This window comes from Ignavibacteria bacterium, assembly GCA_041649015.1.
Taxonomy (GTDB): domain Bacteria; phylum Bacteroidota; class Ignavibacteria; order Tepidaquicellales; family Tepidaquicellaceae; genus CAIKZJ01.
The window spans coordinates 12,585-28,913 of record JBAZNU010000008.1; the positions used below are offsets into that span (position 1 = coordinate 12,585).

The 16,329-nt window shown below is 34.4% G+C and carries 20 protein-coding genes and 1 tRNA gene; 15 read left to right on the top strand and 6 right to left on the bottom strand.

What is annotated here, in order from left to right; translation table 11 throughout:
* Positions 1-9: 9 nt before the first annotated feature.
* The 4 genes from WC644_11840 (at position 10) to WC644_11855 (ending at position 2,753) form a co-directional block, all read left to right on the top strand.
* Positions 10-927 (top strand): DUF6624 domain-containing protein, encoded by a 918-nt coding sequence (locus tag WC644_11840; protein MFA5012627.1) that lies wholly within the window; start codon positions 10-12, stop codon positions 925-927.
* A 323-nt stretch (positions 928-1,250) separates the two neighbouring features.
* Positions 1,251-1,913, top strand: a complete 663-nt coding sequence (locus WC644_11845) for a DUF4395 domain-containing protein (protein ID MFA5012628.1) — start codon at positions 1,251-1,253, stop codon at positions 1,911-1,913.
* A gap of 244 nt (positions 1,914-2,157) precedes the next feature.
* Positions 2,158-2,478, top strand: a complete 321-nt coding sequence (locus tag WC644_11850; protein ID MFA5012629.1) for a 2TM domain-containing protein — start codon at positions 2,158-2,160, stop codon at positions 2,476-2,478.
* Between the two features lie 32 nt (positions 2,479-2,510).
* Positions 2,511-2,753, top strand: coding sequence for a hypothetical protein (locus tag WC644_11855; protein ID MFA5012630.1), 243 nt, complete (start codon positions 2,511-2,513; stop codon positions 2,751-2,753).
* Between the two features lie 6 nt (positions 2,754-2,759).
* On the opposite strand, the gene WC644_11860 is transcribed toward WC644_11855, so the two are convergent.
* From WC644_11860 to WC644_11880, 5 genes are all read right to left on the bottom strand, one after another.
* Positions 2,760-2,921 carry a hypothetical protein gene (locus WC644_11860; GenBank protein ID MFA5012631.1) on the bottom strand — a complete coding sequence of 54 codons (162 nt, stop codon included), beginning with the start codon at positions 2,919-2,921 and terminating at the stop codon, positions 2,760-2,762.
* Between the two features lie 263 nt (positions 2,922-3,184).
* Positions 3,185-3,319, bottom strand: a complete 135-nt coding sequence (locus WC644_11865; protein MFA5012632.1) for a hypothetical protein — start codon at positions 3,317-3,319, stop codon at positions 3,185-3,187.
* A gap of 84 nt (positions 3,320-3,403) precedes the next feature.
* Positions 3,404-3,535, bottom strand: coding sequence for a hypothetical protein (locus WC644_11870; protein ID MFA5012633.1), 132 nt, complete (start codon positions 3,533-3,535; stop codon positions 3,404-3,406).
* A gap of 59 nt (positions 3,536-3,594) precedes the next feature.
* On the bottom strand, positions 3,595-4,278 hold the full coding sequence (locus WC644_11875) for a VTT domain-containing protein (protein ID MFA5012634.1): 684 nt from the start codon (positions 4,276-4,278) through the stop codon (positions 3,595-3,597).
* 12 nt (positions 4,279-4,290) lie between these two features.
* Complete coding sequence (locus WC644_11880; protein MFA5012635.1) at positions 4,291-6,507, bottom strand: UvrD-helicase domain-containing protein; 2,217 nt, start codon at positions 6,505-6,507, stop codon at positions 4,291-4,293.
* A 158-nt stretch (positions 6,508-6,665) separates the two neighbouring features.
* On the opposite strand from WC644_11880, the gene rlmN reads away from it, so the two are divergent.
* The 11 genes from rlmN to WC644_11935 all read left to right on the top strand — a co-directional run bounded on the left by rlmN (position 6,666) and on the right by WC644_11935 (position 16,086).
* Complete coding sequence (rlmN, locus tag WC644_11885) at positions 6,666-7,781, top strand: 23S rRNA (adenine(2503)-C(2))-methyltransferase RlmN (protein ID MFA5012636.1); 1,116 nt, start codon at positions 6,666-6,668, stop codon at positions 7,779-7,781.
* Between the two features lie 19 nt (positions 7,782-7,800).
* On the top strand, positions 7,801-8,358 hold the full coding sequence (locus WC644_11890; protein MFA5012637.1) for an adenylate kinase: 558 nt from the start codon (positions 7,801-7,803) through the stop codon (positions 8,356-8,358).
* 84 nt (positions 8,359-8,442) lie between these two features.
* Positions 8,443-8,793 (top strand): STAS domain-containing protein, encoded by a 351-nt coding sequence (locus WC644_11895; GenBank protein MFA5012638.1) that lies wholly within the window; start codon positions 8,443-8,445, stop codon positions 8,791-8,793.
* A gap of 60 nt (positions 8,794-8,853) precedes the next feature.
* The gene (locus tag WC644_11900) at positions 8,854-9,630 is read left to right on the top strand and encodes a MotA/TolQ/ExbB proton channel family protein (GenBank protein MFA5012639.1); all 777 of its coding nucleotides are present in this window, start codon (positions 8,854-8,856) and stop codon (positions 9,628-9,630) included.
* A 42-nt stretch (positions 9,631-9,672) separates the two neighbouring features.
* Positions 9,673-10,263 carry a biopolymer transporter ExbD gene (locus WC644_11905; GenBank protein ID MFA5012640.1) on the top strand — a complete coding sequence of 197 codons (591 nt, stop codon included), beginning with the start codon at positions 9,673-9,675 and terminating at the stop codon, positions 10,261-10,263.
* Positions 10,264-10,297: 34 nt separating this feature from the next.
* Positions 10,298-10,822: a biopolymer transporter ExbD gene (locus WC644_11910; protein MFA5012641.1), complete on the top strand. Its 525-nt coding sequence runs from the start codon at positions 10,298-10,300 to the stop codon at positions 10,820-10,822.
* 147 nt (positions 10,823-10,969) lie between these two features.
* Positions 10,970-11,764: a TPM domain-containing protein gene (locus WC644_11915; GenBank protein MFA5012642.1), complete on the top strand. Its 795-nt coding sequence runs from the start codon at positions 10,970-10,972 to the stop codon at positions 11,762-11,764.
* A 36-nt stretch (positions 11,765-11,800) separates the two neighbouring features.
* Entirely contained in the window at positions 11,801-12,259 is a 459-nt protein-coding gene (locus WC644_11920; GenBank protein ID MFA5012643.1) for a TPM domain-containing protein, read from the top strand.
* A 30-nt stretch (positions 12,260-12,289) separates the two neighbouring features.
* Positions 12,290-14,782 carry a putative LPS assembly protein LptD gene (locus tag WC644_11925; GenBank protein MFA5012644.1) on the top strand — a complete coding sequence of 831 codons (2,493 nt, stop codon included), beginning with the start codon at positions 12,290-12,292 and terminating at the stop codon, positions 14,780-14,782.
* The gene (gene dapF / locus WC644_11930; GenBank protein MFA5012645.1) at positions 14,782-15,603 is read left to right on the top strand and encodes a diaminopimelate epimerase; all 822 of its coding nucleotides are present in this window, start codon (positions 14,782-14,784) and stop codon (positions 15,601-15,603) included. The genes WC644_11925 and dapF overlap by 1 nt, the downstream gene beginning before the upstream one ends.
* A gap of 33 nt (positions 15,604-15,636) precedes the next feature.
* Positions 15,637-16,086: a DUF1569 domain-containing protein gene (locus tag WC644_11935; GenBank protein ID MFA5012646.1), complete on the top strand. Its 450-nt coding sequence runs from the start codon at positions 15,637-15,639 to the stop codon at positions 16,084-16,086.
* A 135-nt stretch (positions 16,087-16,221) separates the two neighbouring features.
* On the opposite strand, the gene WC644_11940 is transcribed toward WC644_11935, so the two are convergent.
* Positions 16,222-16,293: transfer RNA gene (locus WC644_11940), tRNA-Gln, on the bottom strand.
* Positions 16,294-16,329 lie beyond the last annotated feature (36 nt).

The following is a 16,329-nucleotide window of genomic DNA, read 5'->3' on the forward strand; positions in this document are numbered from 1 at the left end:
CATAATAAAATGAAAACTAAATTTTTTGCATTAACCGTTCTTTTCATTGTATTAATTAATACTGTTTATTCGCAGACTACTACGAGCAGCAGTTTAGCAGATAGTTTACGAAAGGAGGGAAACCTTAAAGGTGCTATAGAAGAATTCAGGAGATGGTTCGATTCAAACAGCAGCGATAAAAGATTTGTTTTCGATTATGCCTGTGCTCTTGCTCAGGATAGACAAAAGGATTCAGCCTTTAAATATATATACAAAGCAATAGCCTTAGATACTGCTGTTTATATTCTTACAGACCCTGACTTTTTAACAATACGTGATGATAAACGCTGGAATGATTTTGAAGAGACACTTATTTCAATGCTTAAGATTAAATATAAGAATTATTATAAAGATATAGAATTAGCGAAACAATTATGGAAGATGAGAGCTATTGACCAGGCGTATTACAAAGAGATAATGCTGGCTCAGAAAAAGATTGGTATGTATTCAACAGTTGAATTCGCGATATGGGAGTTTAAGAAAAGTCTCAACGAAACGAACCTTAAGAATCTGGAAGACATCATAGAAACAAAAGGCTGGCCGAAGATATCCGATGTAGGTGAAAATGCAGCCGGTGGTGCATTTCTGATAATACAGCATTCGGATTATGAGAAACAAAAGAAGTATTTACCAACAATAAAAGCTTTGTGCGAGATTAAAGAAGCAAACTGGGAAAGTTATGCATTAATGTATGACAGGATACAGATGAATGAAAACAAGCCTCAGCGTTACGGTTCTCAGGTGACATTTAACAACTCTACAAAATCGTTTGAGCTTTATCAGCTTGAGGATGAGAGCAAGGTTGATGAGTGGAGAAAAGAAATGGGATTGATTCCATTATCGGAGTATTTAGCTATCTGGGGTTTGAAGTTTGTACCTAAAAAGTAGTTATGAAAGATAATTAATATGACATCGGTATACTTTATTAAAAGAGGTGTTCTGGACTGGAAAAGTATGGCAACAAAAGAGCATGATTACCTGTAATATGATTCTCTCTAAGAACAGGAGGGAATGATCCGCCAAAAAAAAGGAGGGCTCAAAGAACGCACAAGAGGGAATGAAAAAGCGTTCCATCTGATTGCATTCCCAAACTAGAGTTTGGGAACGAGAGAATTTGGACTGTATGTATAAAGCCTGAATTTGTAAGTTGAATTAATGCAACAAATGTTCTTTTATCCCGTTTTAATAATAAATCAAATAAATAATATTATATGAGGAAAACATTAAATTTTGGGGAAGAAGTAGAGGGTTATAACATACCTGTTTTGAATGAACGCGAAATCAGGGCTGCGGCAGGGATACTTTTTCTGTTTACATTTATTTCGTTTATGGTGATTATTTTCAATGGAGATTTTACGATGTTCAAGATTGTAATATCCGGTTTTCTCCTTGATTTTTTGATTAGAGTTTTTATTAATCCAAAGTTTTCACCAACATTAATTTTAGGAAGGTTTACAGTCAGGAATCAAACACCTGAATACGTAGGAGCAGCGCAGAAAAAGTTTTCCTGGTATATTGGTGTTGGACTTGCGGCGGTAATGTTTGTGCACATGGTTGTGATAAATGCTTTCAGTCCGATAACAGGAATTATATGTTTAATCTGTCTTGTTTTTCTTTTCTTTGAATCTGCATTTGGAATATGTTTGGGGTGCAAGTTTTATAATTTATTCTTTAAGGAAAAAGCTCAGCACTGTCCGGGAGAAGTTTGTGATATGAAATCAAGACAGGATATTCAGAAGATATCAGGCATGCAGTTTGCGGTTTTGGTTGGGTTTGCAGCGTTAATTTTTATAACATCATATGTGATAAAAGATGAATTCAGCAAAAGACCATATGACATATTCGGTATTGAAGAAAAAGTACAAAATAAGTAGTGTATTAGGTACACTTCCTGATTGGTTTAAAGGTTCAGGTGAACAGAGAAGCTACTGAAGGAGCTGAAAGTAAAGAGTGAATGTTTTCATTAAATGAAAAAATTAGTTTAGTATTCCATTTCTCAGATTATATAAAGGACCAATCTGCCCGAATTGTTTTAAAATATATCTGGAAATAAAGTCTTTAAGTATTTCAATAATATTTGTAAGTTTAGATATTATTTAAAATAATAAAATTATTGTCATGGAAAACAATCAAACTAATACAGAGCAAAAAGATTCCAAGCTATGGAATATTGCTCGTAAAAGAGCAGGTTTTAAACGTCACTTAACCTCTTATATACTCGTGAATGCAGTGTTATGGGCTTTCTGGCTTTTTAATTTATTTACCAAATACCTCGGGCAAATTAATATTCACATAGGTGATAGTCTGCCTTGGCCTGCTTATGTTTCGTTTTTCTGGGGTATTGCACTTTTGTTCGATTATTATGAATCGTATTTTTCAAGTAAAAGTGATATGGTAGAAAGAGAATATCAAAAGTTGAAAGAAAAGAATAAGAATTAAGATTTATTAATTGGTGCAAACATTAAAACTAAATGGATTATATTAATCTCAAGTCGGGTATATGTCCGCAATGCGGGAGTAAAGAGATTTACACAGACAGCCAGCTTCCGAACAGGGGAGAAAGAAGTCAGATACCGGTTTCGTCTTTTAAATGGCTTTTAACAAAATATTATGTTTGTATTTCCTGCGGTTACTTTGAAGAATATATACGTGAAAAAGAACTGAAAGATGAAAAAACCATTGCAAAGATAAAAGATAATTGGAAAAAAGTATAAGAAGTTTTAGTAACCCCCGAATAATCTTGTGTGAACTGTTTTCCAAATATGTATGAAATTACCTACGGTTAAAAGGCAGATAATAATATCAGAGGCAAAACCATTTTCATCGAAAGCTACAGTATAATAACCCAGTTCTGAAGAATTATTATTAATTAATACTTTCATCTTCTTTCCTGTACTGTCATAAACGCTAATTTATACTTGACTTGATACGGACAAGCGGTATAAAAAATTGCTGTCTGATTAAAGGGATTTGGATAATTCTGTAACAGATTTCAAGAATCAGGCTAACCGAATAGAACAGAATTTGTAAAATAAAAATATCTGAATATACAGTTATAATCTACATTTAAAATACTGTATTTGTATTCTCCCGTTCAGAGATTTTCATCTTTATAATTGTAATTTGTCGGAGAATTTTTGTTACTCTAACCCTTTATTATACTTATAAATTCATAAGCACCACCGCTTAAACTTCTTTCGAGTCGGAATCTCTTGCTGTTCAGTTCATCAGCAGTTGTCAACTTCAAATAAGCATTATTGACTCCTGACGAAACTGACATTATTCCATCTCAGCGGGCAACAAATTATAGTTTAGAAGGTATCTCTCAAAAACACAACTACCATGAGTTGCGGCACGTAGAGGCCTATTTAGAGATAAAAGCTGCCAAATCAAAAACAAATACAGCTTTCGGCATTCTTTCGTTAAGTGAATACCAGTTATTATCCGAGTTTGTACCACAGTTTGTAAGCGGAAAATATGTGAAGTACCAAATCAATCGAATACAGCAAACACTTCTAAAATAAAACAAACTTCATTCCAAAGGTTTTTAATATTTTACGATTCGGATTCCTGCGTATTTGTAGTTGTCTTTTTAAACTTTGTCTTTAGCCATCCGATTATTGCCGGAAGTATTGAGAGGAACACAACTATAACAATTACCTTCTCAATATGATGTTCAACACCCGGTATGTTACCGAGATAGTATCCGAGTAAGGTCATGGTTAAAATCCAGAACAAACCGCCAAAGACATTGAACTGGGCAAATCTAATATAATGCATATCAGCAATACCAGCTACAGTTGGGGCAAAAGTTCTAATAATAGGCATGAACCTTGCGATAATAATTGTCTTACCGCCGTGTTTTTCATAAAAGTTATGAGTTTTAATCAAGTGTTCTTGTTTGAAGAACCTTGATGACTTTCTGCTGTAAAGTTTTGTACCAAGTTTTTTACCTATAAAATATCCTACGGCATCTCCGATTATTGCCGCCGGAATCAGTAGAAAATTCAAATAGTAGATATTTAGATAAGTTTCATTTGTCGGACTGCCAGGAACTACGGTTGCTGCGAGTAAGCCAGCTGTAACAAGCAGAGAATCTCCGGGAAGGAAAAAACCGACTAATAATCCCGTTTCAGAGAATATAATTATAAATAACCCAATGTATCCCACATCTCTGATAAGAATCTTCAGAAAATCAGGGTTTGTAACGTAAGTCCACAATTCATTAATAAATTCCAAGTTGTGTATTATTTAATTATTAAAATTAACTCTTAATTTAGCATATTTAAGTATAATCTTTTTAAGACCGCAATCCTCAAAAAGTATATCCGCTTTCTTGTCTTTTCCTTTTCCTTTAATACCAATAACAACACCGCTTCCAAACGTTTCATGATAAACACCCGTACCTTTAACTATGTCGGAAAACTCGCCGCCAGAATCTTCAAATTCGTCATGAAGAGTTTTAAACTTTATACCCGGATTAGCATTTGATCTATTATAATGAAACGCAATTTTACTTTTACCCGTTTTGAAATTTTCGTATTCAACGAGTTCCATTTTATTGAACTCATCTTCAATCTCTTTCAGAAACCTGGATTTTATCTGATACATCTTATTACCGAACCTGTACCGCATATCAGCAAACGATATATAAAGTTTTGCCATTGCCCGTGTTATTGCAACGTAGAAAAGCCTTCTTTCCTCTTCAAGTTCTTCAAGAGAGTTTAACGAACCAGTTACCGGAAAAATTCCCTCCTCAACACCTGCAATAAACACAACGGGGAATTCGAGTCCTTTGGACGCATGAATAGTCATTAATGTAACGGCATTCTTTTTATCATCAATTTCATCAATATCGCTGACGAGAGAAACCCGCGAAAGGAAATCATCGAGCGAGGGCATATCTTGTGATTCGACATATTCTGCGACAGCAGAAACAAACTCATCAATATTATTAATTCTCTCTTCGGCTTCATTAGTATTTTCAAGACGAAGTGCTTTCAGTGTACCCATTTCATCAATCACCCCTCTTACGAGTTCATGCAGTTCGATATCATCCTTAAGGTATTTGTATTTATTTATGAAGTTTAAAACCTCAAGAATTTTATTTCTTGCTTTACCAGTTATGGTACCAAGATTGTCTGTTGATTCAATCACCTGAAATAGATTCTTTTTGCTCTCGGATGCGATATCCCTGAGCTTATCCATGGTTGTTTTGCCGAATCCTTCTTTAAGCAGAAGTACACGTGATATAGATTCTTCATCGGCCGGATTTACTATAATTCTAAGATGTGCCAGAATATCTTTAATTTCTTTCCGCTCATAAAATCTTATACCACCAACTATTATGTAAGGTATTGCATTGAGCCGGAAATATTCTTCGAATGTCCTCGACTGAGCGTTAGTCCTATAAAGAATTGCTACGTCATTAAACTTCAATTTTCTATGCTGTATTTCTTTTGAAATATACCTCGAAATTTTCAATGCTTCTTCTTTATCAGTAATTGACTCAATCATTGTTATATGGTCGCCAATATCATTATCCGTCCAGAGTTTTTTATCAATTTGTTTAACGTTCTTTTTAATTACTAATCCAGCAAAATCGAGAATTTTCTTTGTTGAACGGTAGTTTTGTTCGAGTCTGAAAATTTTATGATCTGGAAAATCTGTTCTGAAATCAAAAATATTCCGAATCTCTGCTCCCCGCCATTTATAGATTGATTGTGCATCATCGCCAACAACGGTTATATTCTTATGAACCACTGATAACGCTTTAATGATTTCGTATTGAGCTCTGTTTGTATCCTGATATTCATCGACGAGAATGAACTTAAATCTGTTTTGGTATTTCCTGAGCACTTCCTCGTACCTATTAAGGAGTAACACAGGATAAACAAGCAAGTCGTCGAAATCCATTGAGTTATTTCTCCTCATTCTATCGAAGTATTCAGTATAAACATCGCTTACTATGTTTTCAAATTGAGTGTTGGCTAATTTATTGAATTCAGCTGGTAATATTACTTTGTTCTTTATTTTGCTTATATACGAGTGAATGCTTTTAGGATTAAACTTTTCAGGTGATATGTTTTGTTCAAGCAATATGTTTTTTATGACACCGACAGAATCATTAGTATCGTAAATTGTAAAGTTTCGTGTAAATCCGAGTAGTTCAGCTTCAATACGAAGAATTCTTGCAAACATAGAATGGAAAGTCCCCATCCAGACATGTTCAGAGCGGTTTCCAGCAAAATGGATAACCCGTTCTTTCATTTCTTTGGCAGCCTTGTTTGTAAACGTCAGAGCAAGTATTTCATGAGGATTAATTCCGCTTTCTATTAGATGCGCAATCTTGCTCGTGAGTACCCTTGTCTTTCCGCTCCCTGCACCGGCAATAATCAAAGAAGGACCTTCAATGCAAACGACAGCTTTCTTCTGAGCGGGGTTTAAACTTGAAATATCAAAAGACATCTATGTATAAAAACTTTTCCGTGTAATTTAAATTGTAGAAAATCAAAATACTCATTTTACGTATGAGAATAAAGAATATAAGTTATTTAAACTTTTTAAATAATTTGATTTATGTGAATTAGCGTAGAATTAGAAAAGAAGAATGTATATTATTGTACATGAGAAATGATTTAAGAAGTTATACTCTTGCAGAATTAAGTAATTTATTTCTTAAGGAAGGCATCCCGAAATACAGAGCCGAGCAGGTTTTCAGGTCTGTACATAATAAGTATTCAGGGTCAATCGAAGAAATAACCGGCATTCCAAGAGAATTGAAGGATTCTTTAAACAACTCTTTCAGAATTTCTTTGTTAGCCAATACTGCAGAATCAGAATCCCATAATGACAAAACAAGAAAAGTCCTTTTTGAGACAACTGATGTAAACCTGAAGAATGTTAGCATTGAGTGTGTACATATTCCTGATGAAAACAGAGATACATTCTGTATATCAACACAGGCGGGATGTAACGTCGGGTGCGGATTTTGCGCTACCGGTAAAATGAACCTTAACAGAAATCTTACAGCAGGGGAGATAGTTTCACAGGTTTACCAAATGATAAAAATAACGAACGTTTATCCGACCAATATAGTATACATGGGAATGGGCGAGCCTTTACTGAATTACGAGAATGTATTAAAATCACTGATAATCCTAACAGACAAAAAGGGTTTAGGTATTTCATCGAAAAGAATAACTGTTTCTACAGTTGGTTTTATTAACCGAATAAAGAAATTTGCCGATGACATTAAAAATAATCCGGCACTGTCAAACGTTAAGCTTGCTTTCTCATTACACAGTACAGACAACGGATTTAGGGAAAGCCTTATACCTACGGGGAAGATAAACAATTTGAAAAAGATGTATGAAGAGATTGTTTACTTTTACAGAGTTACAGGAAATAAAATCACATACGAATATATATATTTAGAAGGACTTAACGATACAGAAAATGATATAAACAGGCTCGTAAAGCTATCAAGGATGATTCCATGCAACATAAACATCATTCCATTTCATCCCGTTGACTTTGAACTTACCGAACCTATAAAGGAACTAAACGAGAAAAACCATGAAAAAATTAATCTCAGTAAAGAAAATTCACTTTCATATTCAAATAAAATATACAATTTTACAGAAATATTGAGAAACAAAAAAGTAGCAGTTAACATTAGAACCAGCAGCGGAGTGGATATAAATGCTGCATGCGGACAGTTAGCAGTTAAGAATATTTAATAACTTCAATACTTCATTTATGCACCAGATAATTATATTCGGTCCTCCGGGCGTAGGAAAAGGTACGCAATCGGAATTAATAGCAAAAAGTCTAAATCTATTTCATTTTTCGACAGGGGAATATTTAAGAAAAGAAATTGATGGACAATCAGAAATAGGATTAAAAGCTAAACATATTGTCGAAAAGGGTGCTTTAGTACCTGACGATATAATGATAGAAATTGTATACAAAGCGCTCAAAGAAAATCTTGATGGAAAATCCGGTTTCATATTAGACGGATTCCCGAGAACCTATGAACAGGCAGTTGAGCTTGATAAAATATTTACGAAAATGGGAATAAAGGGAGTTGAAATAGTGTATATTAAAACCACTGAGGATGAAATTGTGGAGAGACTTCTTAAACGCGGTAGAATTGATGACACGGAAGAAATTATTCGCGAAAGACTTAAAGTATACGACAAAGAAACCAGCCGTGTATTAGAATATTATGAAAACAACAAAAAGATTATGGAAGTAAACGGTCTTGGTGAAATAGAAGAAATTAACGGAAAAATACTGAAATTGCTCCAAAATTGAGGATAGTGAAAAAATATTTATCATTATATAATTGAAATTAATATTTAATTAAAGTATTTTGACAAATTAAATTTATAAAATAGTATGGCAGCAAAAATTAAATCATCTGAAGTCAAGGACAAAAATATATACATCCTTGAACCAAAGGGAAGTTTTATCGGCGGTGACGAGACTGATGATCTCAAGTTTGCTATAAAAGAAGTAGCCGAAAAAGGAAACAGTAAGCTTATCATAGATCTCGGAGACGTAATGTACTTAAACAGTACAGCTCTCGGAGTGCTAATATCAGCACACGCAAACTACAAGAAACGGGAGGGCGAAATAAAACTGACAAGATTAAATAAGAATCTTGAAAACCTCTTCGTAATAACAAAATTATCGCTAATATTTGACTGCTACAATTCAAATGAAGAAGCGGTCACAAGTTTTAAATAGAAAATTTTCAAACAATATATTCAAAAAATTAAAACCAAAGAAATCGGAGGTTAAAACTCAATGAAAAAATCCGGATTATTCACGGCTGTACTGATTATCGTTGCATTCATCGTAGCATTAGTACTGTACATCTTTGTGCTCGGAAACCCGGCAAACTTTAAAAACCCGGAAAAAACCACACCTGCAAACCTTTTAGGTGCTGTTTATCTTGGAGGCGTAATTGTTCCAATTCTAATAACAATTAGTATAATGGCAATATCATATACGATTGAAAGAGCTCTTTCGCTAGCTAAAGCAAAAGGGAAAGGAAACATTGAAGACTTTCTAAAAAAGGTTCAGATATCTTTAAAGGAAGGCAATGCAGAAGAAGCGATTGCATTATGCGACAAACAAAGAGGTTCGATTGCAAACATTTTGAAACAGGGTCTTGAAACATATCAGGTACTTGTACTCGATAAGAATATGGATTCCGAAAGAAAATTAGAAGAAGTAAAGAATGCTATAGAAGAAGCGATGGGACTTGAACTTCCTTTATTAAACACAAACTTACCGGCTCTGGCGACTATCGCATCAGTATCAGTGCTTGTTGGTCTATTCGGAACGGTATTAGGAATGATTCGTTCATTCCAGGCGCTTGCAACAGCAGGTACTCCAAATGCCGCAGAACTTTCATCAGGTATTTCTGAAGCCCTTATCAACACGGCTTTAGGTTTATTTGGTGCTATAGTAGGTACGATATCATACAATTTCTTCCTGACAAAAGTTGGAAGTATAACATATATGATAGACGAGGCTACGTATAACATTTTATCAATCATTGCTTTTAAGTCCAAGTAAGTGATTTCGGTTTAACTTTTTCAAAATTTTTAAAAAGAACAAATGAAAAAAGTAAGAAATATCAAAAAACCGAGCATCCATATTGATATGACTCCATTGGTTGACGTTATCATGTTGTTGTTGACGTTTTTCATGTTAACAGCAACATTTAGGGCTGCAGAATCGGAGGCTGTTGAAGTTGCATTACCTCAATCTGTATATTCTGACCCAGATAATAAGATGAAAGAAATCGATGTTATGACTCTTTCACTTACTAAGGATGGTGATATATTCCTTGATGTAGATAATTATAAAATTCGTGAAAAGATATTTGGTGATCAGTTTGCAATAGGTCTTTTTCGTCCTGATACTCTAACACAAAGTCCCGTACAAACGACAGGAAAGGTTGGAGGCAAGGAAGTAAAGAGGAAAGTATACTTGATGAATAAAGCACAATTTGAGAAAACACTGGTTGATGTTAAAACTGCTCTGAAGACAGTTTCAGGGAATAAATCAGCGCAATTTCAGGTTGTCGTAAAAGGAGATAAGGAAGTTCCTTACGGAGTGTTTGAGGATCTTATGACATCATTGCATGAATCGGACAACAAAGTTTTTTCTCTGGTTACGCTGATAAAATCTGAAGTAAAGGAATAAATAATTTGTTAACTAAAACACAGGAGTTTAAAATATGGCTGGTGGTGGCGGTTTAGAAGCCCCGGAAGTAAGCGGTGGAAAAGGGAGTAAAAAGTACTTAAAGAAAGGCAGAGGAGTGCATATAGATATGACGCCTATGGTGGACGTTATTATGCTTCTTCTTACATTCTTTATGCTAACGACTACTTTGTCTGCACCTCAGTTAATGAAAGTCTCTCTTCCAAAAGGTGATGTAAAAGATAAAGTTAAGGTTGATATGGGTAACGTTCTCTACGTCAGAGTTTCTGACAAAGGAAACGTATACTTCGCACAGGGTAATCCTGACGGTTCTGAATCTGCGATGAAAAGAATCGAGATTAAGAATGTAGCAACAGAGCTTGAAAAAATATTTGCAGTAAATGATCAATTACTTCTCCTCTTGAAGTTCGACAGAAAGATGAAATACAATGTTATGTCGGACGTATTTGATGAAATCTCAAGAGCAAAAATTGAAAAGAGATATGCATTCATAAAGATGGAAGATGTTGACCTTCAGAAGATAATTGAAGCCGGCGGCTAAAAAATATATAAAAATAAATTATATTTGGCGGTTTAAGTTTAGCTTAAACCGCTTTTTGTTTTTATGGGGATGCTGTGAAATGTTATGATTTACATTTATTATGATGCATAAATTTATCAAATTATGGCTAATTAAAATTATTATATTTTGAAAGCTTTTAGTATTTTTCTTGTATTTGTATCGTTTTTAATATTCCTGAATGTTTATTCTCAGGAAGAGCAGCAATCTCGTTCTCTTAGTCAAAATCCGACATCAATTGCCAAGTATGTTGTTGACGAAACGGGGACGTTGTCTCAAAGCGAGATTAACATACTACTTAAAAAACTCGAGGATTTTGATAAGCAAACATCTACTCAAATTGTTGTTTACATGATAAATTCACTAGACGGAGAATCAATTGAGGATGTATCACATACCATTGCAGAGAAGAATAAGATTGGGCAAAAAGGTAAAGATAACGGTGTACTAGTATTAATAGCAAAGAATGACAGGAAGCTAAGGATTGAGGTGGGATACGGGCTTGAAGGAGTATTGACAGACGCTTATACTACGCAGATTCGTACGAAAGAAATGAATCCATATTTTAAGGAAGGAAAGTATTTCGAAGGTATTAACAGAGGTGTAGATGCAATTATGGCTGTAACAAAAGGTGAATATACAGCAGATAAAAAGAATCAAAAAGATAACGGGGCTTGCTGTTTTGGAATTCCTATATTTATAATTATAATTTTCGGATTTATTGGATTCAGTATAATTATGTCTATACTCAGCAGAATTTTCGGATGGAAAGGGAGTACTTATACAGGCGGAAGACACTGGGGTGGCGGTGGATTCTTCGGAGGCGGCAGCGGCTGGGGTGGCGGCAGCAGCAGCGGGGGATTTGGCGGATTCTCAGGCGGCGGCGGAAGTTTTGGCGGCGGCGGCAGCAGCGGAAGCTGGTAATAAAAAAATTAAAAAATTAAAAAGTAATTATCAAATATGCCAATAAATTATATAAAGAAATATATCAGCAGTGAGGAACTGGAGACAATAAAAAATCATATTACTTTTATTGAGAAATCTACATCGGGAGAAATAAGGTTGTGCTTTCAGAAAACAAGGGCATGGATTGACAGAAAGTTGACAACAAGAGAACTTGCCATGAAGGAGTTCTTCAAACTGGGAATGAATAAAACAAAGGATAAAACCGGGATTCTGCTTTTTGTGTTATTCAAGGAAAAGAAATTTGAGGTTGTTGCGGATGAAGGTATAAACAATAAGATATCTCCTGAGAAGTGGGAAGTAATAACAAATCATCTTGTTAAAGAATTCAAAGGGGGACATTATAAGGAGGGAATAATAAAGGCACTTGATGAAATAAAGGATGTTCTCATGAAAGAGTTCCCCAGAAAGAATGATGATGTGGATGAGCTCTCAAATGATATTGTAATTAAATAATACTTGGTAAGAATTGCCGTAATATTATTATTGTATTTTTTCACATCAAACGCTTACACACAAAGTGATACGGCAAAAGCAACAGATTCTCTGATTAATAATAGAGATTCGATTACGACTTTAATAAAAGACACAACAAAATTTGTTCAATCCGATATCAAAGATATAATTAATTATTCCTCATCTGACTCTGTTATCTTTCTTCTTGAAACAAACAGGATGTATCTATACAATGATGCGATGGTGGATTACACAGATATGAAACTGAATGCAGGTATAATAGTAATTGACAGAGAAACGCAGATACTTGAGGCTTTTGGGATTGAAACTGATTCATCCGGAGCTTTAGTAATAAAACAAACTCCGCTAATGCAGCAGGGTAGTGATAAGTTTGAGGGATCAAAGCTGACTTATAGTTTTAAGAGTCAGAGAGGTACTATATCGATGGGTTATTCGGATGCTGACGTTGGTTATTATTATGGAGAAAAAATCAAGAAAGTAACGCCAGAAATATTCTTTATAAAAGACGGTTTGTACACAACTTCAACTGATAAGAAAGATCCTGAATATTATTTCTATTCACCCAAAATGAAACTTATGCCTAACGATAAAATAATTGCTCAGTCTGTGTTTCTTTATATTGAGGGCGTGCCGGTTTTTTGGGTGCCTTTTATAGTATTACCGAACAAGACGGGCAGGTCATCAGGATTTATAGTACCGAGTTGGGGAAACGACAATACTTATGGTATTTATTTTGCAAATGCCGGATATTTCTGGGCAATTAATGATTACATTGACCTTGCGTTGAAAGGTACAGTATTCACAAAAGGAAGGTATGACTTTTCGACTAGGTTCAGATATGCCAAGAAGTATCTTTATGACGGGACGTTTGAAGCAGGATATTCATTGATAAATAAAGGAGAAGAAAAAGATCCTGATAAATTCACCTCAAATCAGTGGATACTAAGTTTAAATCATAATCAGAAGTTTACACCGACAAGTTCATTAACCGGAAATTTAACGTTCGTAAGCGGCAAGAGCTATTATGATAATTCTACAAATGCATTACCTGATCTTCTCCGTCAGAATGTAGTTTCGAATCTAACATTTTCAAAGTACTGGGAGGAGACACCGTTCTCATTTTCTGCAAATTATTACAGAGACCAGAATCTACAAACTGGAGATTTGAATGAAAGGCTTCCGTCTGTGAGTTTTAATATATCAGAAACGTATCCATTCAGGAAGGACTATACCGGTGGAGATCAAAAACTGTATGAGTTCTTTTCTTATTCTTATAATGGAACATTATTAAATAACAGAACTAAAGTTGTGGGTCAATACAATGATGAAATACAGTCTAATTTAGGTATGATAAACAGGGTGGGACTGAATTTTGCACCAACATTTAAATATTTTAATATAAGACCATATTTTAATTATACAGAAATATGGTATAATAAATATATTCTAAAGGAAAGAAACGCTAATGATTCATTGGTTACTATAGAGAATGATGCATATAAAGCAGTGCGATATTTCAATATGGGAGTTTCGCTTAATACGAAACTAATCGGAATTTTTAATCCAAAGGTTTTCAATGTTACCGGTATAAAACATACATTAACTCCATCGGTATCATATAATTTTACTCCCGATTTCTCTTCACCCGGCTGGGGATATTACGGGATGTATGAGGATGATTTTGGTAATCCAGTAAAGTATTCATATTATGACGGGAGGGTATTTGGAACAGCTCCCGCAAATGAACAGCAATCTTTAGGTTTTACACTTGGTAATCTTTTTGAGATGAAAACAAGGACTAATGACACAACTGAAAACAAATTTCAACTATTTAATATTAACGCAGGTGTTAATTATAATTTTGCTGCTGATTCTTTAAAGTGGTCTGAGATTTTTACAGACTTCAGGACACAAATAGGAAATTTTCTAAATATTGGTGGAAATGCAACATTCAATCTTTATAAATTTGATGCTGATAAGCAGACAAGGATTAATGAATTTTTAGTAAGCGACGGTAAACTTGCACAGCTGTCAACTTTTAATATTAATATTTCAACATCTTATAACTTCGGTTTCAGTACGAGAAGGGATGAAGATGACAGCAGGAAATATGATTCATTAAAAATAGAAAGGCCTACTTACAGGTCTGCTTTTGATGAGCCTTATCTCAATGTACCGCTTTCGGGTTCACTTAACTACAATTTCAGCGAGAACAGACAAAATCCAACAAGAATTTTCAAGACATCAAATGTAAGTGCAAGCATTAATGTGAGTCCGACACCGAAATGGAGATTCTCATTCACTGCGAGCTATGACCTTGAGAATAGTTTACTTTCTGCACCTTATATAACTGCATACAGAGATTTGAATTCTTGGGAAATGAATTTTAATTGGTATCCGATAGGAATATACAGAGGATTCTTTTTTCAGGTCAGAATAAAGGCTCCAATGCTGCAAGACTTAAAATATACAAAACAAACTAATGCAAGGGGTGTATATTAATGATTGATTTTAAAAGATACAGCGGGGCGGGTAATAAGTTTTTAATCTTGAATAATCTGGGTAGCAGTATCAATTCGAACAGAGATGTTGTTATTGAATTGATGCAAGAAAATTCCGGGTTCGACGGTGTGATATTTGTTGAACCTTCTTCTATAGCAGATTATAAGATGAACTATTTTAATAAAGATGGTACCGGTGATGCATTGTGCGGTAATGGTTTAAGATGTACAGCAAGGTTTTTGAAAGATGAGGGTTTTATCAATAATGAAATTGTTTTGATTGAAGGTGTCGGTAAGATTTATGACTGCAGATTTATTGATGATGGGGAGATAAGTGTAGGCTTTCCGCCACCTGCAAAGATGAAGTTTAATTTTAAACTTAAAGTACATTTTGAAGAATGGTGGCAGTTGATTAATGCTTCTTACGTTGATGTTGGGTCGCCACATGTTATTATCTTTGTTGAAGATATTGAAAAACCAATAGTGAACAATCTTGATGAAATACCATTGGATGAGTGGGGCAAGTATGTGAGAATGCATAAGGATTTTCTGCCAGATGGAGTTAACTCACATTTTGTGAAAGTGATTGATGCTGAAAAAGGTGAATTGCAGATAAGAAGTTTTGAAAGGGGAGTTGAAGGGGAAACACTTGCTTGCGGTACAGGATCATTATCAAGTGCGATTTCAGCTTATGCAGTGAAGAGCGTTAAAACTCCTGTTAGACTTTTAACAAGAAGCGGAGAGTATCTAACAGTAAATTTTAGCGTAGTGGAGGGTGTGATAAGAGAGTTAAAACTAAAGGGTGGTGCGGTAGAAATTTAGATGATGTTAATTTATTAAATAAATATATTTGACATGAATAGTTTAACATTAAAAGAATCAAATCAAAAAATTGTAGAAAGAATTAATAATCTGTCTTCTGATACTGCACCATTATGGGGAAAAATGAACTCAGGACAGATGTTGGCTCACTGCACCGTAGGACTTAGAATAGCAAACGGAGAGGTGATACCAAAATCTAATATTGTTTTTAAACTATTAGGAAGATTGGTTAAGAGAAGAATAATATCACAGGAGAGTTTTAAGAAGAATTCAAGAACTGCAAGAGAGTTTATAATATCAGAAGATAAAAATTTTAACGAGGAAAAAGATAAGATATTGAAATACCTGAGAGAAATGGAAATTAAGGGATATGATTTTTTTACAAAAAAGCCTCATGCAATATTCGGACCTTTAAAGCCTGAAGAATGGGATACAATATCATTCAGGCATTTTGACCATCACCTAAAGCAGTTTGGCGTGTAAGAAATTGAGCGGTATTTAAAATAAAAAATCGATTATAATTCGATTTTAAAATACTTCTTTAAAGCATTCTTAATTTCTTCGTCAGATTTTAAGTCGAAGGTTTGTACAATACCATTGATGTTGGAAATGAGTTTGTTCCCCTTCATGGATTCGAACCACGACCGTGACTTTCAGAGAGTCATGTGCTAACCGTTACACTAAAGGGGAGTAACTTTTACATTGTATGCAAACTATCAATGTTCT